This window comes from Streptomyces sp. NPDC102259, from assembly GCF_044766465.1.
Lineage (GTDB): Bacteria > Actinomycetota > Actinomycetes > Streptomycetales > Streptomycetaceae > Streptomyces.
On record NZ_JBIWMA010000001.1, the window covers coordinates 149,862 to 171,853 of the forward strand.

The following is a 21,992-nucleotide window of genomic DNA, read 5'->3' on the forward strand; positions in this document are numbered from 1 at the left end:
TTGCCTCCGGGCCGGGCGACATGCCCGGGACCGAGATCGGCTTCACCCGTGTGAGGGAACCGGTGACGTAACACAGGGGCTCCTGGGGCGGGATGGTGCCCGTGCATGCCGAAAGGGGCCGAACCCCCTTGTTCTCAAGGGCAGTTCAGCCCCTCCGCAGTCGCGCTCCAGCTGCTACCGGTGCTACCAGATCGCCTCGACCCACTCCGGGTGGTCGATGAACGGGTTGCGGTTGTGCTGGTAGGTGTCGTAGATGACCTGGTTGCGCTTCTCCTCGAAGGCGCTGGGCGGGTCCGCCTCGTTCCACGCCTTGAGGACGGAGAGCTTGCCCATGTACGGGTTGCTGCCGTTGCCGACCTTCTCGTTGGGCTCCAGGTTGGCGAAGCCGTCGTCACCCTCGTAGCGCACGGCCATGTAGAGGATCATGCGGGCCACGTCGCCCCGGTCCGCGGCGCGCGGCGCGAAGGAGTCGGAGTCGACGGTGCTGCCGCCGCCGTTGGTGACCGCGCTGCCGCCGTTGTCGAAGTCCAGGTTGCCGCGGATGCTGTTGACCTGGACGTCCGCGGGACGCAGGTGGTGCAGGTCCGTGCCCGGACCGGTCACCTCGCCGAAGTCGCCGTGGGACTTGGCCCAGGTGTGCTCGCGGTTCCAGTCGCCGACGTCACCGCCGTTGAGGGACTTGGCTCGCGAGACACCGCTGTACAGCAGGATCACGTTGCTGCTGTTGTTCGGGTCCTGGTCGGTGGCCTTCAGAGCGTCCCAGACCGCGGAGTACGAGATCTTCGTCTGGCTGCTGATGATCGTGTGCAGCGAGGACTTCAGGCTCGTACCCGTCTTGCCGACCGCGTTCTTGTAGTACGTCGAGTCGTAGGCCGTCGTGGTCGCCGCGGCGGGGGTCGCGGTGAGCGCGGGCGCGGTGAGACCGACCAGGACGGCAGTGGTGGCAAGGGCCACCGACTTCCATCGGCGTATGCGTGTCGCCAGCATGTGGGGTGTCCGATCTACGCGGGTTGATTGGAGGCGGCAATCGGGAGAGTGACATGCACATGCGGTCATGGCAATGAATCTGACATGTCCATCAGGTGACGGGAACCGGCAAATTGCCCCTTGTCTACGCGAGTTGAACGCGCTTTTCCACGCCGAAACGGCCCCTGACCGTCAAGTCAGGGGCCGTTCCGGACCGTTGGGCCGCTTCGGTCAGCTCACGTCCGAGGCGTCCAGTCGGTAGATCGTCGACTGGTTGCTCTGCGTCGAGGTTTCCGTGCCCGAGGCGTCCGAACCGGAGGTCTCCGAGCCGGAGCCGGACGCGGTGCCCGAGCCGGACGTGGAGCTCGACGTCGAGCTGTAGGCGCTCTCCTTCACCGCCGTGCCGTTCTTCTGCACCCAGGCGGTGATCTCCTGGTTCAGGCTGCTGTTGCCGCCCATACCGCCGCCACCGCTGAGCTGGATGTAGTGCAGCTCGCCCTTCTTCACCAGCTCCTTGAGCTTGGCGAGGGTCATCGCCTGGTCGCTGCCGGTGAAGCCCCACATGGAGATGACGGGCTTGCCGCTGCTGAGGATCATCTGGCCCGCGCTCTGCGAGTTGGAGACCGCGATCAGCCAGGTGGCGCCGTCCTGGTGCTTCTCCAGGTACGAGATGAGCTCGCTGTCGGCGCCGCCCATGCCGCCACCGCCCATACCGCCCCCGCCACCCGTACCGCCGCCGGGGCCACCGCCGGTGCCGCCGCCCGGAGCCGTGCCGCTCTCGCCGCCGCCCTGGGCGCCACCGGGGAACTCCCCGTTCGTGCCGCCCTGGCCGCCGCTCGGCGCACCGCTGGGGGCGCCGCCGCCCTGCGGGAGTTCGCCGTTGCCGCCGCCCGGCGTCATCTGGCCGCCCCCGCCGCCGGGGAACTCGCCGTTCGCCTGGCCGCCCTGCTGCGTGCCGCCGGGTGCCTGGCCGCCGGGACCGCCGCCGGAGCCGCCCCGGCCACCGCCGCCGCCGGGACCGCCCATGCCGCCACCGGTGGACGGACCCGCGGTGGGGTTGGTGCCGCCCATCATGCCGCTGGAGGAACCGAAGGCCGGCGAGGCGGCGTACGCCGTCGGACCGGCGAGGGCCGCCACGATCGCCGCGGCGACGGACGCGCCGAGCAGCCGGACCCTGGTGCCCGAGCTCGCGGACCGCAGGACGAACAGGCCCACGATCGCGAGGACCATGACCACGCCGACGACCGGCCACAGCCAGGTGTTCCAGCCGGTGGCGCGCCGCAGCAGCACGATCGCCCAGCCGGCGGTGACCGCGAGGCCCACGGGCAGCACCCACGACCAGCGGGCGTCACCGCCGCGCAAGGCGCGCCACAGCATGACGCCGCCGCCCCCGCACAGCGCCGCGATGCCTGGGGCGAGCGCGGTCGTGTAGTACGGGTGCATGGTGCCCTCGGCCATGGCGAAGGTCAGGTAGTGCAGCACCAGCCAGCCGCCCCACAGCACCAGCGCGGCGCGGGTCGGGTCGGTGCGCGGCGTCCGGCCGCACAGCACCAGGCCGGCGACGAGCGCGATGCCCGCGAAGGGGATCAGCCAGGAGATCTGGCCGCCGAGCACGTCGTTGAACATCCTGCCGATGCCCGCGGTCCCGGCGAACGAGCCGCCGCCTCCGCCGCCCCCGCCGTTGCCCTCGCCGCCGAGGACCCGGCCCAGGCCGTTGTAGCCCATGATCAGGTCCCAGGCGCTGCCGTCGGTCGAACCGCCGATGTACGGCCGGTCGTCGGCGGGCACCAGGGACACGGCCGTCGCCCACCAGAAGCTGGCGACGGCCAGCGCCACGGCGGCCAGCGCCAGGTTCACGGCCTTCTTCCTCCAGCCGAGCCTCGACGCGTACAGGTAGACGGCGAAGACGGCGGGCAGGGCGATGTAGCCCTGGAGCATCTTGGTGTTGAAGGCGAGCCCGAAGCAGACCGCGGAGCCGAGGAGCGGCAGCAGCCGGTCGTCGCGCGTGGCGCGCAGGGCGAGGGCCGCGCCGGACACCATCAGCAGGACGAGGACGGTGTCAGGGTTGTTGTCGCGGTTGATGGCGACGGTGATCGGCGTCAGCGCGAGCACGAGGGCCGCGACGGCGGCGGCCGCGTGTCCGAAGACCCGCTTCACGCAGGAGTGCAGGATCCAGATGGTGCCCAGCGCCGCCGCCACCTCCGGCGCCATCATCTGCCAGGTGCCGAACCCGAAGATCCGGCAGGACAGGCCCATGATCATGAGCGCGAACGGCGGCTTGTCGACGGTGATGAAGTTCCCGGCGTCCAGCGAGCCGAAGAACCATGCCTTCCAGCTCTGCGTGCCGCTGTAGACGGCGGAACTGTAGAAGCTGTTGAGGCTCGACCCGGACAGGTTCCAGGAGTAGAGCACCCCCGCCAGGATCATGATCGCGATCAGCGCGGGCAGCGACCAGCGCGGCGCCTTGTCCGGCGGGGGCACCGCGGGGGCCGGTCCGGAGGCCGTCGGCGGCGACCGGTCCGGGGACACGGCGGGGGGCACGGTCGGGTGGGGGAGTGGATCGGTGGCAGATGTCACCCTGCGCATGCTGTACGGCCGTTGTGGGTGGTCGCTGTGGTCGAGCTGGCTGCCGCCTGTGAGAACGCACAGGCCGTGGTAACGGGTTGCCCAGGCTTTCCCCAACATCCGAGGTGATGCGCACAACCTGGGCGATGCGTACAACCTTTCGTACGAACCTGTGTGTCAACAGGTCATGACTCACCGGACACGAAGAAGCAGAAGGCTGCTCGGCGCCGGGCTCACCGCCGGCGTCCTCATAACCGGCGTGGCCGCCGCCGCACCCGCCGAGGCCGCCACGCCCACCGTGAGCTGTACGTCGGCCAGGGCCGGCCTCGCGGCCAAGCTGAAGAAGGACATCACCGCCGCACTCGCGAACCGCAAGGGCACGATCGCCGTCGGCCTCTACGACCGCACCACCAACACCACCTGCACCCTGCGTGCCTCCACCGCCTTCGACTCGGCCAGCGTCGTCAAGGTCACCGTCCTCTCCGCGCTGCTGTGGGACGCGCAGAAGACCGGCCGGGCGCTGACCAGCCGTGAGAAGACCCTCGCCACGGCCATGATCACCAAGTCGGACAACGCCTCCACCTCCACCCTGTGGAAGCAGCTCGGCACGACGAAGATCAAGAACTTTCTGACCGCCGCGAAGATGACGCAGACCAAGCCGGGCGCGAACGGCTACTGGGGCCTGACCCAGATCACCGTCACCGACGAGCAGAAACTGCTGAAGCTGCTCACCGCCAAGAACACGGTCCTCACCGACGCCTCGCGCGCCTACGTCAACACGCTGATGGGCCAGGTCATCTCGTCGCAGCGCTGGGGCACCCCCTACGGTCGGCCGGCCGGGGTCAGCTGGCACGTCAAGAACGGGTGGCTGTCGCGTGCCACGCAGGGCTGGCGGGTGCACAGCGTCGGCACCTTCAAGGGCGGCGGCCACGACTACGTCATGACCGTCCTCACCCACGGCAACAGCACGATGAACTACGGCATCACGACCATTCAGGGCGTCGCCAAGGTCATCCACAAGGACCTGGCCGCTTCCTGAGCGAGCCTTTACGCGGTGTCCCACCGCACGTCACCGACCCGACCTACGGTGACGCCCATGCGCCTGCGAACCGTACTCGCCACCCTCACCGCCGGCCTGGCGGCGGCAGCCACTCTCACCGCCGCCGGGCCCGCGAACGCCCACCCGGCCACCAGCACAGCCACGGACACAGCCACCAACACGGCCCCGAGCAACGCCTGTTCACCGGCCGTCTCCCTCGACGGCTTCTCCGACGCCCTCGACAAGACGACCTTCGACGGGGCCTTCGTCGGCAACTTCTCCGCGCTCGCCCTGGACCTCCCCCACTCTCGGCCTCGGTCGAGCGGGGGGACCCCCATCGGCTCCCTCGCGGCCCTCTCCGACCGCTCCTCGCTCTTCGGCCTGGACGCGAAGACCCGCGCCCCGAGGTCGGTCGTCCCGCTCGCCGACGAGAACGGCGCCGCACTCGACAGCGAGGGCCTCGCCATCGACGGTGACGGCACCCGTCTGATCACCTCCGAGACCGAGCCGTCCATCCGCCGCTACAGCCGCGACGGCGAGATCCTCGACCGCCTCCCGGTCCCGTCCTCGCTCCTCGTGGCCCCCGCCGGGCGGGCCACCACGAACCAGACCTTCGAGGGCCTCACCCTTCTCCCCGGCGGACGCACCCTCCTCGCGTCGATGGAGTACGCGATCTCCGGAGACAGCGCGGGCATCGTCCGCTTCCAGACCTGGCAGCGGCACCACGGCCGGTTCGCGCTCTCGGCCCAGTACGCCTACCGCGCCGACTCCGGCCTCGGCGTCCCCGAGGTCCAGGCCCTGCCCGACGGCCGGCTCCTCGTCCTGGAGCGCGGCTTCACCACCGGCGTCGGCAACACGGTCCGCCTCTATGTGGCCGACCCCCGGCACGCCACGGACACCGGCGGCGTCGCGAACCTCACCGGCCAGGACGGCGTGCGGCTGGTGCGGAAGACGCTCCTCGCCGACATCGTGAACTGCCCGTCACTGGGAGCGACCGCCAAGCAGCCCCAGCCGAACCCGCTCCTCGACAACATCGAGGCCATGGTGATCACGGGCCGCGCCAAGGGGCGTCTGGAGGTGCTCCTGGCCAGCGACGACAACCAGAACGCGGCACAGACGACGCGCTTCTACCGGCTGCGCGTACGCGTCTGACCGCGCCGACCGCCGCTGACCGCACGGCCCCCGATTGTTGCGGAGGGATGAAATCCGCTTCCTTCGGCGTTGGTGCCTTCCGGCAGACCAGGACGACTGGGACTGGCAGACCAGGACGACTGGACGACAGGAAGGCACCGGCGTGGCAGTGCAGCAGGGGGAGCAGCGGCGAGGCTGGGCGCGCAGACTGGCCGGATACGCCTGGCGCCACCGGGCGGACGTCCTGCTCGCGCTGGGCTCCTCGCTCGCCGGCATGGCCGTCCTGGCGTTGGTCCCGCTGGTCACCAAGGTGATCATCGACGATGTGATCGGCGACCACACCCGGGGCATGGGCCCCTGGGCGGCCGCCCTGATCGCCGCCGCCGTCCTCGTCTACGTCCTCACCTACGTCCGCCGCTACTACGGCGGCCGCCTCGCCCTCGCCGTCCAGCACGACCTGCGGACCGAGATGTTCGAGACGATCACCCGCCTCGACGGCCGACGTCAGGACGAGCTGTCCACCGGCCAGGTCGTGGGCCGCGCCACCAGCGACCTCCAGCTCATCCAGGGTCTGCTCTTCATGCTCCCGATGACGATCGGGAACCTGCTCCTCTTCCTGATCTCCCTGGTCGTCATGGCCTGGCTGTCCCTCCCGCTCACCGTGGTCGCCCTCGCCGTGGCGCCCGCCCTCGCGTACATCGCCCGGCGCAGCCGCACCAAGCTCCACCCCGCCACCTGGTACGCCCAGGCCCAGGCGGCGGCCGTCGCCGGCGTGGTCGACGGAGCCGTCAGCGGCGTACGGGTCGTGAAGGGCTTCGGCCAGGAGGACCAGGAGACGGGCAAGCTGCGCGAGGTCGGCCGCCGGCTCTTCGCCGGCCGGCTGCGCACGATCCGCCTGAACGCGAAGTACACCCCCGCCCTCCAGGCCGTCCCCGCCCTCGGCCAGGTCGCCATGCTGGCGGTCGGCGGCTGGCTGGCCGTGCGCGGCCACATCACCCTCGGCACCTTCGTCGCGTTCTCCACCTACCTCGCCCAGCTCGTCGGCCCGGTGCGGATGCTCGCCGTGGTCCTCACGGTCGGCCAGCAGGCCCGCGCGGGCACCGAACGCGTCCTCGAGCTGATCGACACCGAACCGTCGATGAAGGACGGCGCCAAGGACCTGCCCGCCGACGCCCCCGCCACCGTCGAGTTCGACGACGTGACCTTCGGCTACGACCCCGGCCGGCCCGTCCTCGACGGCCTCACCTTCGAGATCCGCCCCGGCGAGACCCTCGCCGTGGTGGGCTCCTCCGGCTCGGGCAAGTCCACCGTCTCCCTCCTCCTGCCCCGCTTCTACGACGTCGCCCGGGGCGCCGTCCTCATCGGCGGCCACGACGTCCGCGAGCTCACCCTCGACTCGCTGCGGGCCGCGATCGGCCTGGTCCCCGAGGACTCGTTCCTCTTCTCCGACACCGTCCGCGCCAACATCGCGTACGGCCGTCCCGACGCCACCCAGGAGCAGATCGAGGCGGCCGCCCGCGCCGCCCAGGCCGACCGGTTCATCGCCGAGCTGCCCCAGGGCTACGACACGACGGTCGGCGAACACGGCCTCACCCTCTCCGGTGGCCAGCGCCAGCGGGTCGCGCTCGCCCGGGCGATCCTCACCGACCCGCGCCTGCTGGTCCTCGACGACGCGACCTCCGCCGTGGACGCGGCCGTCGAGCACGAGATCCACGAGGCCCTCAAACAGGTCATGCAGGGCCGCACGACCCTGCTCATCGCGCACCGCCGCTCCACCCTCAACCTCGCCGACCGCATCGCCGTCCTGGACGCCGGCCGCCTCGCCGACCTCGGCACCCACGAGGAGCTCCAGGAGCGCTCCGCGCTGTACCGCCGCCTGCTCACCGACCCCGACGAGCTCGGCGGGGTCTCGCCCGGCCACGCCCAGCCGGTGGCGTCGGGCGAGGACACGTCCGTCCGCGACGAACTGGACGCCGAGTTCGACGCCGAGCGCGGGGTGACCCCCCGGCTGTGGACCGGCGACCGGGAGCCGAAGGACACCGCCCTCTCCGGGATGCCGGCCACCCCCGAGCTGCTCGCCCAGATCGAGGCGCTGCCCCCGGCCGTCGGCACCCCCGACGTCGACGAGCGCCAGGCGGTCCGGCCGGAGACGTCGTACGGCCTGCGCAGGCTGCTGCGCGGCTTCGGCGCACCCCTCCTCGTCAGCCTCGGCCTGGTCGCCCTCGACGCCGGGACGAGCCTGCTGCTGCCGGTGATGATCCGGCACGGCATCGACCAGGGCGTGACCCGGGCGGCGCTGGGCGCCGTCTGGGCGGCCTCGCTGCTCGCGCTGCTCGCCGTGCTGGTGCAGTGGATCGCGCAGACCGGCGAGATCCGGATGACCGGCCGCACCGGCGAACGCGTCCTCTACACCCTCCGGCTGAAGATCTTCGCCCAGCTCCAGCGTCTCGGACTCGACTACTACGAGCGGGAGCTGACCGGCCGGATCATGACGAGGATGACGACGGACGTCGACGCCCTCTCCACCTTCCTCCAGACCGGCCTGGTCACGGCCTTCGTCTCGGTCGTCACCTTCTTCGGCATCATGGGCGCCCTGCTGGTCATCGACGTACAGCTCGCGCTGGTCGTCTTCGCGACGCTCCCGCCCCTGGTCGTCGCCACCTACTTCTTCCGCCGGGCGAGCGTGAAGGCGTACGAACTCGCCCGCGAGCGGGTGTCGACGGTCAACGCCGACCTCCAGGAGTCGGTGTCCGGGCTCAGGATCGTGCAGGCCTTCCGGCGCGAGCGGGACGGCGCGGCCCGGTTCGCGGAGCGCAGCGAGAGCTACCGCGCGGCACGTATCCGGGGCCAGTGGCTGATCTCGATCTACTTCCCGTTCGTGCAGCTGCTGTCGTCGGTCGCTGCGGCGGCGGTCCTGATCGTGGGCGCGGGCCGGGTGGACGCGGCGACCCTCACCACCGGCGCGCTGGTCGCGTACCTCCTCTACATCGACCTGTTCTTCGCCCCCGTCCAGCAGCTCTCCCAGGTCTTCGACGGCTACCAGCAGGCGACCGTCTCCCTGGGCCGGATCCAGGAGCTGCTCCGGGAGCCGACGTCCACCCGGCCCGCCGACGAGCCGCAGGAGGTCCTCTCGCTGCGCGGCGAGATCGCCTTCGAGGACGTGCACTTCAAGTACGGCGAGGAGGAAGAGGCCCTGACCGGCATCGAGTTGAGCATTCCGGCCGGCCAGACCGTCGCCTTCGTCGGCGAGACCGGCGCGGGCAAGTCGACCCTGGTCAAGCTGGTGGCCCGGTTCTACGACCCCACCGGCGGCCGGGTCACCGTCGACGGCACGGACCTGCGCTCCCTCGACCTCACCTCGTACCGCCATCGGCTGGGCGTCGTCCCGCAGGAGGCGTACCTCTTCCCCGGCACGATCCGCGACGCCATCGCCTACGGCCGGCCCGACGCCACCGACGCCGAGGTGGAGGCGGCGTCCAGGGCGGTCGGCGCGCACGAGATGATCGCCACCCTCGACGGCGGCTACCTCCACGAGGTCGCCGAGCGCGGCCGCAACCTCTCCGCCGGCCAGCGCCAGCTGATCGCGCTGGCCCGCGCCGAACTCGTCGACCCGGACGTCCTGCTCCTCGACGAGGCGACGGCCGCCCTCGACCTGGCCACGGAAGCCCAGGTCAACCAGGCGACGGACCGCCTGGCCGGCCGCCGCACCACACTGGTCGTCGCCCACCGCCTGACCACCGCCGCCCGAGCGGACCGCGTCGTGGTCATGGATCACGGTCGGGTCGTCGAGGACGGCACCCACGACGAGCTCCTGGCCCTGGGCGGAAGGTACGCCCGCCTCTGGCGCACTTTCGTCGGCGAGGACGAGCCCGCGGCGGTGTGAGGGCAACCGTTCGGCGTGCCTCGTGCGTCCGTACATCAGTACGGCGATCGTGAGTACGGCGATCGTTGATACGGCGATCGTGAGTACGACGGGCGTGGGAGGGGCGGGGACCGTGGGCACAGGTGCGAGAAGCGTGACAGTCCGGCGGCTGGTGCTCGGGCTGGTCCTGCTGACCGTGTCGGGGCTGCTCGCCGTGGTCGCGCCGGGCAGCGCACAGGCCGCGACCTCCGCCGCGTCCTGCACGGGCCGCAAGGTGCGCAGCCTGCCCTTCTCCACCGGCTCCGTGCTGGTCTACAAGGACGGCGGCTACGTCTGTGCCGTCACCGTCCAGAAGAACCCCGGCACCAAGCGGCTGATCTCGGTGAGCGTGCAGGCGCGCGGCCATGTCGCCGTGTCGAAGTCGCGCAGGCACACGCGCAGTTCGCCGCCGGCCAGGGTCTACGCGGGGCACCGGTGTGTGCGGGTGACGGGCGCGGTGGCCGGCGGTTCGTACCGCTCGGGCTGGATGCTCTGCTGAGTCCTCGGCCGCTTCCTCTGCCGATTCCTTGGCCGATCACTCGGCCGAATCCACCGCGGTGGACCGACGCGACGCGTCAACCCCCTCTGGTGTGACGGGTGTTGCTCCGATAGCTTCCGGCGACGCACATCTGTCTCACAGGGAGGGTGCACGCGCATGCGCAAGGCGCTCAGATGGCTGCTGGCGCTCACGGTGCTCATAGGCACCTTGAGCACGGCGGCCACGGCAGGGGCGGCCACCGCCGCCGAGCCCAAGGCCACCGCCGGCACGGACATCAAGGACCAGCTCCTCGCCGTACCGGGCATGAGCCTGATCGAGGAGAAGCCGTACCCCGGCTACCGCTACTTCGTCCTGAACTACACCCAGCCGGTGGACCACCGGCACCCCGCCAAGGGCACGTTCCAGCAGCGGATCACCGTGCTGCACAAGGACACCGCGCGCCCCACGGTCTTCTACACCGGCGGCTACAACGTCTCCACCAATCCCAGCCGCCGTGAGCCCACCCAGATCGTGGACGGCAACCAGGTCTCCATGGAGTACCGCTTCTTCACGCCCTCCCGCCCCGACCCGGCCGACTGGTCCAAGCTGGACATCTGGCAGGCGGCGAGCGACCAGCACCGCATCTTCAAGGCGCTGAAGAAGATCTACACCAAGAACTGGATCTCCACCGGCGGCTCCAAGGGCGGCATGACCGCGACCTACTACGAGCGCTTCTACCCCAGGGACATGGACGGCGTGGTGGCCTACGTGGCCCCGAACGACGTCGTCAACGACGAGGACTCCGCCTACGACCGCTTCTTCGCGAGCGTCGGCACCGAGGAGTGCCGCGACCGCCTGAACGCCGTCCAGCGTGAGGCGCTGGTGCGCCGGGAGCCGCTGGAGAAGAAGTACGCGGACTACGCGGCGGCGGAGGGCTTCACCTTCACCACCATCGGCAGCCTGGACCGCGCCTACGAGGCGGTCGTCCTCGACTACGTCTGGGGCTTCTGGCAGTACAGCCTGCTGTCCGACTGCGAGTCGATCCCGGCGGACGCGGCCACGGCGACGGACGACGAGATCTGGACGTCGATCGACACGATCTCGGGCTTCTCGTTCTACACGGACCAGGGCCTGTCCCCGTACACCCCGTACTACTACCAGGCGGGCACCCAACTGGGCGCCCCCACCATCCACTTCCCGTCCATCGAGAAGAAGTACATCCGCTACGGCTACCAGCCCCCGCGCAACTTCGTCCCCCGCGACATCACCATGAGGTTCCAGCCGCGGGCGATGCGCGACGTCGACACGTGGGTCAGGCACAACGCCCACCACATGCTCTTCGTCTACGGCCAGAACGACCCGTGGGGCGCGGAACGCTTCGGGCTCGGCAAGGGCGCGAAGGACAGCTATGTCTTCACGGCCCCCGGCCTGAACCACGGCGCGAACGTCGCCGGCCTGGTCGCCGACCAGAAGGCGCTGGCCACGGCCCGGATCCTGGCCTGGGCGGGCGTCGCGCCGACCGCCGTCTCCCAGGCCGAGCCGCTGGCGAAGTTCGACGCGAAGCTGGACGTCCGGGACGTGGAGCGGGAGCCCGCGCTGCGCCCGTGACGTCCGTCGAGGGCTGATCACCGACGGCGGGTCCGGGACGGCCCGCCGTCAGTGGGAGGGGCAGACGGGGTCCACCGATTCGTCGGGGAGGTAGGCCGCGCGTTCCTGAGGCGTGAGGTCACGGGCGACGACACGGCAGATCCGCTGGATCGCCTCCGCGGGTGTGGCGACGGCGTCGGTGTTCCACAGCCGCACCGTGTTGTCGTCGCCGGCGGTGGCGATGGTGTGTCCGTCGGGGCTGAAGGCCACCGCGTTCACCTCGCCGGCGTGGCCGACGAGGACAGTGAGGGTTTTCCCGGTGCGCGCGTCCCACAACCGTGCGGTGGTGTCCTTGCTGGCGGTGGCGATGGTGCGGCCGTCGGGGCTGTACGCCACGGACCACACTGCGTCCGTGTGTCCTTTGAGCGTGGCGCGCGGCTTTCCGGTGTCCGCGTTCCAGAGCCATACCGTCTTGTCGTCGCTGGCGGTGGCGATGGTGTGGCCGTCGGGGCTGAATGCCACCGCGTTCACCTCGTCGAGGTGACCGGCCAGGGCGATGCCCGGTCTGCCGGTCTTCGCGTTCCACAGCCGCGCGGTGGAGTCTGCGCCGGCGGTGACGAGCGTGCGGCCGTTCGCGCTGAAGGCCACTCCGTACACCACATCGGTGTGCTGGAGAACGGCGCGGGGCTTGCCGGTGTCCGTGTCCCACAGGCGTGCCTTCTTGTCGTCGCCGGTGGTGGCGATGGTGTGACCGTCGGGGCTGAAGGCGACCGCCTCCGCAGCACCTGTGTGCCCGCGGAGGGTGCGGCGGTATGCGCCGGTGTCGGCGTCCCACAGGCGTACGGTTTTGTCCTTGCTGGCGGTGGCGATGGTGCGGCCGTCGGGGCTGAATGCCACGGACAGCACTGCCGCGGCGTGTCCTTTGAGGGTGCGGCGGAATTTGCCGGTGTCGGCGTTCCACAGGCGCACGGTCTTGTCGTCGCTGGCGGTGGCGATGGTGTGCCCGTCGGGGCTGTAGGCAACCCAGTACACCAGGCCGCGATGTCCGGTGAGGGCGCTACGCTGCCGGCCGACGAGGTCCGCGTCCCACAGGCGTACCACCCTGTCGCGGCCGGCGGTGGCGATGGTGCGGCCGTCGGGGCTGAAGGCCACCGTGAAGACCAGGTTGGTGTGGCCGGTCAGGGCGGTGCGGGGCGTTCCGGTCGCCACGTCCCACAACCACGCCGTGCGTTCGGCGGTGGCGGTGGCGAGCGTGCGGCCGTCGGGGCTGAAGGCCACCGCGACCACAGGCGCGGTGAACCCGCTGAGGACGATGCCGGGTTTGCCGCTGGCCACGTTCCACATCTGAGTGACGTAGTCGTTGCCGGCGCTGGCGAGGGTGTGCCCGTCGGGGCTGAAGGCCACCGCGACCACCGCATCGGTGTGCTTTTTGAGGGTGCGGCGGAACTTGCCGGTGTCCCCGTCCCACAGACGCACGGTCTTGTCGTCGCCGGCGGTGGCGATGGTGTGCCCGTCGGGGCTGAAGGCCACCGCGTTCAGTGCGCCGGTGTGCCCTTCGAGCGTGGTGCGGTATGCGCCGGTGTGGGCGTCCCACAGGCGGGCTGTCCCGTCCTTGCTGGCGGTGGCGATGGTGTGCCCGTCGGGGCTGAAGGCCACCCCGTGGACGTCCCCGGTGTGTCCCCTGAGAGTGCGCCGGTACCTGCCGGTGGCCGCGTCCCACAGCCGCACCGTGGTGTCGGCGCTGGCGGTCGCGAGGGTGCGGCCGTCGGGGCTGAACGCCACGGACCACACCTCGTCGGTGTGTCCTTTGAGGGTGCGACGGGGCTTGGCCGTGGCGACGTCCCACAGCCGCACCGTTTTGTCGGCGCCGACGCTGGCGAGGGTGCGGCTGTCCGGGCTGAACGCCACCCGGTACACGTTGCCCGTGTGCCCTGAGAGGCGGCGATGCATCGGGAGTTTCGCGGCGTCGACCCGCAGGCTTTCGACGGCCTCGGCGGTGTGGCTGCTGCGATATGCCTGGACGGCCAGCAACGAGGCCAGTTCGGCGTTCGTGGCCAGCATTTCGTTGGACTGGGCGGCCAGCTGCCGGGACAACGCCGTCTGCCGTGCGGTGGTGACCGTCCGCCACTGCCAGATCGCGCCCCCGGCGGCCACCAGCGCGAGGACCAGCAGGCCCGCAAGGACCGCGATCAGACGTCTGCTGCGCCGGACCGCGGCTCGCTGGCGCTGCTTGCTCGCCGCCAGGAAGGCCGCGATGTCGGCCGGGAGATGGCGTCGCCGTGACCATTCGAGCCCCTCCGCGAGTGCGGTCCCGCCCAGCAGGTCCCCCGGATCCTTCTCCGCTGCCCACCGGGCTCGTCGCTCGCGCGTGCGGTCGAGCCATTCCTGGAAACGGTGGTCCTGGTCCACCCATTCACGAAGCGAGTTCCAGTCGCGGATGAGCGCCTCGTGAATCAGCTCTGCCACCGGCTCCCCGGGCGGATCGTCGGCGGTTTGCGGAGCGTGCAGAGTCTGCGTGGTGATGATGCGGTGGCGCGCGAGGGCGGCGATGACACCGTCGACGGCCGCTCGCTCACCGTCGGCGGCTTCGTCCGGACTGGTGGCCAGGTCACGCAGTTCGTCCAGGGGAACCTGTACGCGGACGGCTGAGACGTGGTGACTGGGGTCGGCGGGATGCACCAGAGAGGTCAGCGCCCGCCGCGCGATGACGCGCTGCTCGGGGGGCAGTTCGTCGAGCACGCTGTCGCACCACGTGGTGAGGCTTCCGCTGACCGCCCCGATACGCCGGTACGCCTCGTGCGTGAGGTATCCGTCCTGGCGCCGCAGCCACAGCTGGCTGAGCGTCATCTCCAGCAGGGGCAGCACGGTGACCGGTGCTCGACGGGTGAGGGCCGCCTCCGGAGTGATGCCCAGGACGTCGCTGATGATCTGCTCGGGCAGGCCGGGCTGGAAGCGGAGTCCCACGTCCTGCGCGGGCAGCGTGATGATGTCCTGCAGGTCCCGCTGGCTCAGCGTGCCCGGCACGTTGAGGAGTCCCGGCATCGCGGCTTCCAACAGCCGGGGGGCCAGCGCGGCCAGTTGCGGATAGAAGTCGTCCCGCATGATCAGGATCACGGTGATCTTGGTGTAGGCGTCGGTGACCGTGGTGACTTCGTCGATGAGGCCCATGAGCTCCCGCAGCCGACCGTTCGTGGTCTGCACCAGCAGTTCCTCGAACTGGTCGATGACCAGCAGGACGCGTTGGTAGGAAGGCTCGGCCGCCAGCCGTCGGTTGACCGCGGCCGTGATTCCCTCACTGCTCGCTCCCGGCAGCCCGGCACGTTCGATCTCGGCGAGCATGTCCTTTCTGGGCCGGGTGAGCACCGGCAGCCACCGGTCGCTTCCCGGCAGTTCCCCTGCCGCCAACGCCCGCAGCACCCCCGCCTGGATCAGCGACGACTTGCCTGACCCCGACGGCCCGAGCAGCAGCGTCAGCCGGCGCTGCTGGGCCAGGTTCGTGACGACCTGCCCCACCGCCTCCGCCCGGCCCTGGAACCAGCGCGCGTGCTCCGCGGTGAACGGCTCCAGTCCCCGGTAGGGGCACACCTCCCGCTCCGTCAGCTCCGGCAGGATCGCCCGGAGGACCTGCGTCGGAGTGACGTACGCGATGCCCTGTCCCCGTTCGTAGGCGTCGGGCGCGGTGATCTCGGTGAGCATGCCGATGACCAGGCCGGTCATCTCGTCGAGGACCGGGCCGCCGCTGAATCCGGTGGTGAGGTCGTTCGCGGCGGTCAGTTGAAGGTGAGCACTTCTGCCGTCCGAGCCCGGCAGCAGATCACCGGCCACCCCGAATCCGAAGTGTCCTTCGGGCGGGGCCTGCGCGGGGAATCCGAAGGAGCGCACCTGGTGGCCCCGGCATCCCTCCGCGGAGCCCAGCGGCAGGGCTCGCATACCTGCCGAGTGGCCGCTCAGCCGGATGACGGCCACGTCCTCGTGTTCGGGGGAGCGCCACGACTCGGGCGCGACGTGCCCCTCGGCCGGGACGCCTGTCGGCCCGTGAGGGAAGTGCACGCGCACCTCCTCCCCGGGCCCGGCGCCCGCGGCGCGGACGACGTGCGCACAGGTGACCACCACCCCCTCCGCCACCAGGAATCCCGCCCCGGCCACCGCCCCGTCCGGCCCGAGGATCTGGGCCACGGCGGCGAGCAGGTCCGACGCGACGCCGTCACCCGGTTCGTTCACCGTGCCGGTCACCGGATCAGCTCCCGCTCTGCCAGGACACGGTCACCTTCAGGTGGCAACCGGCCTGACTCTTGGTGATCACCGCCCCGGCCTCGAAGGCGAGGTCGACGCCGAACTCGACGGTGATGCCGTCGGGGCGGGCCTTGCGCAGCTGGTCGAGGGTGGCGCGGGCGGCCGCCGTGATCGGCTCCAGGGCCCCTTCCAGAGTCATCGGTAAATCGCGCACGGCGTCGCCGACACGTCCGGCCTTCACCGGGCCCCCGTCCAACAGGCCCGGTTGCTCGACCAGAACGCAGCCTCCGCCGGCCAGCGGAATCCGGGTCAGTGGTGTCACGGGTGCCTCCACCGTCTCTCGCATGGGCTCTCGGCTCGGCTCGCGGGCCGACTCTCGAGGGTCGCCACCAGCCTCTCTGACGCTGGCATATGCCGCATGCCGGAGCGAGCCGTATGGGGGAGTCGGCGCCACGGCAGGACCGTGTCACGGGGAGGACGGCCGTTGTCACGGGGAGGACGAGCGGGTGTCACGGCCCGGCCGACCACGGCCCTCACCACCCGGTACTGCGGTTTCCCCCGCACGAGCCGTCGCAGGCCGTCTCACGGAGCTGCCCGCCGCCCACGCCGTGGACGCAGTCGCCGACGACGGTGCGCGGGCCGCCGCCGGCGCGCCCGGGGCGCCGGGGTGGGGCGGCGGTCAGTGCTCAGGCCGCTACCCCCACGGACCGCCGGCTCCCGTGCAGCGGCTTCCCCCGGCCGCCCGGCGAACAGGGCCCGACCAGCGCGACCCGCGACGCCGAGCGGCGTACGTCTAGTACGTCAGGCCGTGCCCGATCGGATACAGCACCTGTGTCGGATCGTCCGCCCGCCGCACGGGCACCGGCAGCTTCCCGCGCGGTGCGACCGCCCCGGCGATCACCCGGGCGGCGGCCCGCAGTTCGACGTCGGTCCACGAGTAGGCCGCCAGGCAGGCCCGGACGGAGGGGAGTCGGGCCACGTCGTACGGGTTGCGGACGGCCACCGCCACCACCGGCCGTCCGGTCGCCGCCAGTTGCTCCACCAGCGTCCGCTGCGCGTCGGCCGTCGGGACGTTGTAGGTCGCGACCACCACGGCGTCCGCCCCGCCCGCGGCCGTCACCGCTGCGGCGATCGTCCCGGCGGAGGGAGCCGTGCCCGTGGACAGGGCCGTCGCCGCGAACCCCAGCGCGGTGAGGGCGGCGGCGAGGACGCCGGTGGGCGGGCCCGTGGTGCCGGTGGGGGAGGCCGGGTCGGCGCCGACCACCAGGAGCCGGGGGTGGGTCCGGGGCGAGAGCGGCAGCAGCGGCCCCTCGTTGACCAGCAGCGTCGTGGTCCGTTCGGCGATCCGGTCGGCCGCGGCGAGATGCTCCGGCGCCCCGACCGTCCGCCCCACGTCGGCCGTGCTGACGTACGGCTCGTCGAGCAGCCCCAGTCGTGCCTTCAGCCGCAGGATCCGCAGGACCGACACGTCGAGCCGGTCCTCGGTGAGCTCCCCGTCCTGTACGGCCTTCAGGACGGCGTGCCAGGCCACGTCCAGGTCCGGCGCGTTGAGGAGCTGGTCGACGCCGGCCTTGAGCGCGAGCACCGGCACCCGGGCGTCGCCGTACTTCGTGCGCACGCCCGCCATGTCGAGGGCGTCGGTGATCACGACCCCGTCGTAGCCGAGCTTCTCGCGCAGGAGACCCGTGACGATCGGACGGGAGAGCGTGGCGGGGTCACCCGAGTCGTCGAGTGAGGGAACCAGGATGTGCGCGGTCATGAGGGAGTCGACGCCGGCCGCGATCGCCGCCCGGAACGGCACCGCGTCCAGCGTCTCCCACTCCTCGCGCGAGTGGGTGATGACGGGAAAGCCGGTGTGACTGTCGACGGTGGTGTCGCCGTGCCCGGGGAAGTGCTTGGCGGTCGCCGCCACTCCCGCCGTCCGGTAGCCCTCGGCCTCCGCCGCGACCAGGGCGGCCACCGCTTCCGGGTCGGCGCCGAAGGAGCGCACGCCGATGACCGGATTGGCCGGGTTGACGTTGACGTCCGCCACCGGGGAGTAGTTCTGCCGGATGCCCATCGCCCGCAGCTCACGGCCGGCGAGGCGGCCGAGGGTACGGGCGTCGGCGTGGCTGCCCCCGGCGCCGATCGCCATGGCGCCCGGGAAGAGGGTGGCGGGGCGGCCCACCCGGCAGACGGCGCCGTGCTCCTGGTCGGTGGAGATCAGCACCGGCAGGCCGCGCGGCTGCTGGAGGGAGGCCCGCTGGATGCCGTTGGAGAGGTCCGCGATCTGTTGCGGGTCGCGCGTGTTGTGCGCCCAGGCGAAGTAGATGATCCCGCCGAGCCGGTAGCGGGCGAGCAGCTCGGCGGCCGTGCGTACGCCGAGTTCACCGAGGTTGGCGTCGACGTCGGTCTGGTCGGGCGCGGTCGCCGAGTGGCCGTACACCCGCGAGACGAAGACCTGGCCGACCTTCTCCTCCACGGTCATACGGGCGAGGAGTTCGTCGGGACGAGGGTCGTCCGCGTGGGCCGGACCGCCGGCGGCGAGGACGGCGGTGACGCCCGCGCCGGCGGCGAGGACGGTGCGTCTGGAGGGCATGTGCGCTCCTTCCGGTGGGGGACCGGGTGGGGAACCGGGTGGGGGCCCGGTGGCGCACGCTACCCGCGTGAGGCGCCGCCATCGGCGCATTGGAGGGGGGCGCGCCGATGACGGCTCGGCTGCCGGGCCGCGGTGCGGCGGAGAGGGTGGGTCAGCGATCGCAGCCAGCAGCGAGGGCCGACACCGCACCGAGGTGACTCGTCCGACAGCTTGGGAGTTGGACGAGCGGGGTTCGGACAGGGTTCCCGGGCGCACCCCGTTTCCCGGAAGTCGGTACAGGTGCGACAGGGGGGACCGGTGGGACGGCCGCCCGGGTACCCGCCACGTGGGACCGCACCGGGAGGAATCTCGCGCTGGGCGTCGGTCGACCCCCGGCCCGGGGCCCGGTCAGTTCTTCGTGGTCGCGGGAAACAGGCGCTCGACGGCCGCGATAACGGCAACTCGGCGCGCCGCCAGGAACGTGGCGCGAGCCTCGTCGTCCGGGGGCAGCCGTCGCCTGGATGGTCAGAGGCACTCGGGCCGCCGCGCTCCGCTCACGGGTGGTTCGTGACGTCGCGGGCCGCGTAGGCGGCCGGGGTGAGGCCGGTGCGGTCGCGGAAGAAGCGGCCGAAGTTCGCGGGGTCGGTGAAGCCGAGGTGGGCGGCCACGGACCGGGCGTCCCACCGGGCGCCTCTCAGCAGGCGGCGGGCTTCGAGGAGGCGCCGCTCGTCGATGAGCTCGCGCACCCCCTTGCCCGTGGCGTCCCGGGCGGCGCGGCTCAGTGTGCGGACCGAGCAGCCGAGCAGCTCGGCGTAGTCCGCGGCCTGGTGCAGTTCGCGGAAGTGCAGCTCCAGGGCGTCCAGGAAGCGTCCGTACCTGTCGGCGCGGCCGGTGCCGGCCGTGGCCGTTGCGACGGGGACGACGCCCGGGGAGTCGGCCAGGCGCAGCAGCAGCGATTCGAGCAGGCTGCGCCGCAGGGCGTGGTGGACGTCGAGGGGGCGGCGCCCGAGTGCGCGGTGTTCGTCCAGGAGCTGCAGTGCCGTCTGCTGGAGCCAGGCGGCGTCGTCGGGGTGCGGGCTCAGCACCGCAGGGGCCTCGTGCGCGGTGAGCGGGGCCAGGAGACGGGCGAGGTCGGGCCGCAGCACGTCCGGTTCGAACAGGATGAACGGTCCTCGGGCCGCACCGGGAGGATGCCAGCACTGCGCGTGCCCGGGACGCACCCACAGCCACTGGCCGGGGGCGACGGTCCGCGTCACGTGGTCGACGTCATGCCGCAGCTCGCCTTCGGTGACCGCGATGAGGTAGTGGAAGGTGGCGCGGCCCGGACGGGGCGGGTTCCACGGCCAGTCGTCGTGCTGGGCGAAGAACTCCTCGACGGTGCTCACCTCGAGCCCGTAGGGAGTGCCGACCGGGGGCTGGAAACCGTAGAGCGGAACCGCGGCCGGTCCGGCCTGTCCGCCCGGCCTGAGGTGTCGCTTGTCGACCATCACGTGTCCGCAGCCTACCGCCCTTCCGGTCGGCGTCGAGGGAAGGATGGGATGTGCTGCCGCGGCCGCGCGGCGCGCCCTCCGCCTCCTTCGACGCCGTAATCCGTCACTACCTGGGAAGGCCCACCGCTCATGAACGGATCGACCCTGCAGAAGACCGCCGCCGACTGTGCGGAGGAACTCCCCGGAGCTCAGCTGGAGCACCCCTTCGGCCCCGACTGGGAGGTCTTCAAGGTGCGCGGCAAGGTGTTCATGCTGATGACCGAGGTCCCTGGGCGTCCCGTCGTGATCCTCAAGGCGGACCCCGGCGAGGCTCAGGCCCTGCGGGAGCAGTACAGCCACATCACCCCCGGCTACCACATGAACAAGAAGCACTGGATCACCCTGGAGGGTGGGGAAGGCGTCGACGAGGAGCTCGTCAGGGAGCTCGTCACCGACTCCTACCTGCTCGTCGTCGCCCACCTGCCCAGGGCCGAGCGGCCCGTCGACCCGCGCACCTACGGCACCGGCACGCAGGCGGCGGCCCGGTGAGCGCGGCCGGTGACCGGCTCCAGGACGCCGCCCGCCGGACGGCCCTGGCCCTCCCCGACGTCGGCCACGGATACCCCTTCACCCCCGCACTCGACGTGTACAAGGTCGCGGGGAAGGTGTTCCTGATCGTCACCGAAGACCCGGACGAGCAGATCGTCACGGTCAAGTGCGAACCCGAACGCGCCCGCGCTCACGTACGCGGCTACGCCTCGATCACACCGGGCCGCTATCTCGACAAGCGGCACTGGATCTCCCTGGGGCCAGGACCCGGCGTCACCGAGCGACTGGTCACCGAAGCGGTCGAGGATTCCTACGACCTGGTCGTCGAGCGGCTGCCGCGATCAGCTCCGCGTACGCATGCCCGTCACCGCACTCGCCGGCCGTCGCCGTGATCGACGGATCCCGCCCTTGACCACCTCCACGTTGGTGGACGAAGCCGTCGCCCTCATGCTCACCCGTTATCGCGCCCGCTCCTGAACCCCGGACGCGTCGGCCGCACACACGGCCGGCAGCCCGTGGGCCCGGGGGTGGTCAGTGGGCCGATGCCGTCGGCCACTGTTCGCGCAGCACCCGCACCGCCTCCGCGATCGCCGGACGCCGGGCCGCCCCCGTGCGCCACAGTGCGTACAGCCGTCGGACGGGCGTCGGGTCGAGCGGGACCTCCACGACCCCGGCCGGCAGCGGGCCGCGCCCGAGGCGGGGGATGAGCGCGACCCCGAGGCCGGCGGCCACCAGGGCGACGAGGGTCGGGTTCTCCTCGGCCGTGTGGACGAGGTCGGGCTCGTGCCCCGCCGTCCGCAGCGTGCGTACCAGCCAGTCGTGACAGACCCGGCCCGGCGGCTGGCAGATCCACCGCTCGCCGCCCAGTTCCTCCCGCCGTACGCCCGTCCGCCCCGCGAAGGGGTGGCCCTCGGGCACCAGCAGATCGCACGCGTCGTCGCCGATCACCGCGTGCTCGACACCCGCCGGGGCGGGCAGCGGCGCGATGTCCCAGTCGTGCGCGACGGCGAGGTCGACGGCCCCCTTCGCCACCAGGTCCACGGACAGGTGCGGGTCGACCTCGGTGAGCCGGGCGTCCAGGGCGGGGTGCCGACGCGCCAGGTCGGCGAGGACGCAGGGCAGCAGTCCGCGCGCCGCCGAGGCGAACGCGGCGATGGTCAGCCGCCCGGCCGGCACCCCGCGCCGCTCCTCGAGCCCGGTCTCGGCCCGCTCGACGATCGCCAGCAACTCCTTCGCCGTGGCGGCGAGTTGGAGCGCCTCGTCGGTGAGCCGGATACCCCGCCCCGCACGCTCCAGCAGAACCGTCCGGGTCTCCCGTTCCAGCTTGGTGATCTGCTGGGAGACCGCCGACGGGGTGTAGCCGAGAGCGGCGGCCGCGGCGCCGACGGTGCCGTGGACGGAGACGGCGTGCAGGGCGCGCAGTCGCTGGAGATCGAGCACCGTGAGTCCAATCGGTAGCGTTCCTTCATCCAAACGTGCAGCAATCATCGCTGGTGCTACACGGTCCGGGCGAGTGA

The 21,992-nt window shown here is 71.7% G+C and carries 14 protein-coding genes; 7 read left to right on the plus strand and 7 right to left on the minus strand.

Annotated elements, in window-relative coordinates:
* Positions 1-183: 183 nt before the first annotated feature.
* Both ACIRPU_RS00745 and ACIRPU_RS00750 read right to left on the minus strand, forming a co-directional pair.
* Positions 184-987, minus strand: coding sequence for an endonuclease I family protein (locus tag ACIRPU_RS00745; RefSeq protein WP_062648243.1), 804 nt, complete (start codon positions 985-987; stop codon positions 184-186).
* Between the two features lie 210 nt (positions 988-1,197).
* Positions 1,198-3,543 (minus strand): glycosyltransferase family 39 protein, encoded by a 2,346-nt coding sequence (locus ACIRPU_RS00750; protein ID WP_403859802.1) that lies wholly within the window; start codon positions 3,541-3,543, stop codon positions 1,198-1,200.
* A gap of 175 nt (positions 3,544-3,718) precedes the next feature.
* On the opposite strand from ACIRPU_RS00750, the gene ACIRPU_RS00755 reads away from it, so the two are divergent.
* The 5 genes from ACIRPU_RS00755 to ACIRPU_RS00775 all read left to right on the plus strand — a co-directional run bounded on the left by ACIRPU_RS00755 (position 3,719) and on the right by ACIRPU_RS00775 (position 11,688).
* A complete protein-coding gene (locus ACIRPU_RS00755; RefSeq protein WP_403859805.1) occupies positions 3,719-4,570 on the plus strand; it encodes a serine hydrolase in 852 nt (283 codons plus the stop codon).
* A 57-nt stretch (positions 4,571-4,627) separates the two neighbouring features.
* Positions 4,628-5,722: an esterase-like activity of phytase family protein gene (locus ACIRPU_RS00760; RefSeq protein ID WP_403859808.1), complete on the plus strand. Its 1,095-nt coding sequence runs from the start codon at positions 4,628-4,630 to the stop codon at positions 5,720-5,722.
* Between the two features lie 142 nt (positions 5,723-5,864).
* A complete protein-coding gene (locus ACIRPU_RS00765) occupies positions 5,865-9,584 on the plus strand; it encodes an ABC transporter ATP-binding protein (protein WP_403859811.1) in 3,720 nt (1,239 codons plus the stop codon).
* A gap of 133 nt (positions 9,585-9,717) precedes the next feature.
* Positions 9,718-10,101, plus strand: coding sequence for a hypothetical protein (locus ACIRPU_RS00770; protein WP_403859814.1), 384 nt, complete (start codon positions 9,718-9,720; stop codon positions 10,099-10,101).
* A 156-nt stretch (positions 10,102-10,257) separates the two neighbouring features.
* Complete coding sequence (locus tag ACIRPU_RS00775) at positions 10,258-11,688, plus strand: S28 family serine protease (protein WP_403859817.1); 1,431 nt, start codon at positions 10,258-10,260, stop codon at positions 11,686-11,688.
* Positions 11,689-11,736: 48 nt separating this feature from the next.
* Here ACIRPU_RS00775 and ACIRPU_RS00780 read toward each other — a convergent pair whose 3' ends face one another.
* The 4 genes from ACIRPU_RS00780 to ACIRPU_RS00795 form a co-directional block, all read right to left on the minus strand.
* Complete coding sequence (locus ACIRPU_RS00780; protein ID WP_403859820.1) at positions 11,737-15,900, minus strand: trypsin-like peptidase domain-containing protein; 4,164 nt, start codon at positions 15,898-15,900, stop codon at positions 11,737-11,739.
* Positions 15,901-15,904: 4 nt separating this feature from the next.
* On the minus strand, positions 15,905-16,222 hold the full coding sequence (locus ACIRPU_RS00785) for a CU044_2847 family protein (protein ID WP_355701509.1): 318 nt from the start codon (positions 16,220-16,222) through the stop codon (positions 15,905-15,907).
* A 471-nt stretch (positions 16,223-16,693) separates the two neighbouring features.
* Positions 16,694-18,478 carry a glycoside hydrolase family 3 protein gene (locus ACIRPU_RS00790; RefSeq protein WP_403859823.1) on the minus strand — a complete coding sequence of 595 codons (1,785 nt, stop codon included), beginning with the start codon at positions 18,476-18,478 and terminating at the stop codon, positions 16,694-16,696.
* Positions 18,479-19,011: 533 nt separating this feature from the next.
* On the minus strand, positions 19,012-19,947 hold the full coding sequence (locus ACIRPU_RS00795; RefSeq protein ID WP_403859826.1) for a helix-turn-helix domain-containing protein: 936 nt from the start codon (positions 19,945-19,947) through the stop codon (positions 19,012-19,014).
* Positions 19,948-20,076: 129 nt separating this feature from the next.
* On the opposite strand from ACIRPU_RS00795, the gene ACIRPU_RS00800 reads away from it, so the two are divergent.
* Complete coding sequence (locus ACIRPU_RS00800; RefSeq protein WP_403859829.1) at positions 20,077-20,475, plus strand: MmcQ/YjbR family DNA-binding protein; 399 nt, start codon at positions 20,077-20,079, stop codon at positions 20,473-20,475.
* Entirely contained in the window at positions 20,472-20,867 is a 396-nt protein-coding gene (locus tag ACIRPU_RS00805; protein WP_403859832.1) for an MmcQ/YjbR family DNA-binding protein, read from the plus strand. Before ACIRPU_RS00800 ends, ACIRPU_RS00805 begins: the two co-directional genes overlap by 4 nt.
* A 139-nt stretch (positions 20,868-21,006) precedes the next feature.
* On the opposite strand, the gene ACIRPU_RS00810 is transcribed toward ACIRPU_RS00805, so the two are convergent.
* On the minus strand, positions 21,007-21,915 hold the full coding sequence (locus ACIRPU_RS00810) for a LysR family transcriptional regulator (RefSeq protein ID WP_384115569.1): 909 nt from the start codon (positions 21,913-21,915) through the stop codon (positions 21,007-21,009).
* Positions 21,916-21,992 lie beyond the last annotated feature (77 nt).

Excerpts from the sequence above, each read along its gene's own strand:
- ACIRPU_RS00800 (WP_403859829.1), top strand. The coding sequence starts at position 20,077 with ATGAACGGATCGACCCTGCAGAAGACCGCCGCCGACTGTGCGGAGGAA.
- ACIRPU_RS00775 (WP_403859817.1), top strand. The coding sequence starts at position 10,258 with ATGCGCAAGGCGCTCAGATGGCTGCTGGCGCTCACGGTGCTCATAGGC.
- ACIRPU_RS00760 (WP_403859808.1), top strand. The coding sequence starts at position 4,628 with ATGCGCCTGCGAACCGTACTCGCCACCCTCACCGCCGGCCTGGCGGCG.
- ACIRPU_RS00755 (WP_403859805.1), top strand. The coding sequence starts at position 3,719 with ATGACTCACCGGACACGAAGAAGCAGAAGGCTGCTCGGCGCCGGGCTC.
- ACIRPU_RS00790 (WP_403859823.1), bottom strand. The coding sequence starts at position 18,478 with ATGCCCTCCAGACGCACCGTCCTCGCCGCCGGCGCGGGCGTCACCGCC.
- ACIRPU_RS00745 (WP_062648243.1), bottom strand. The coding sequence starts at position 987 with ATGCTGGCGACACGCATACGCCGATGGAAGTCGGTGGCCCTTGCCACC.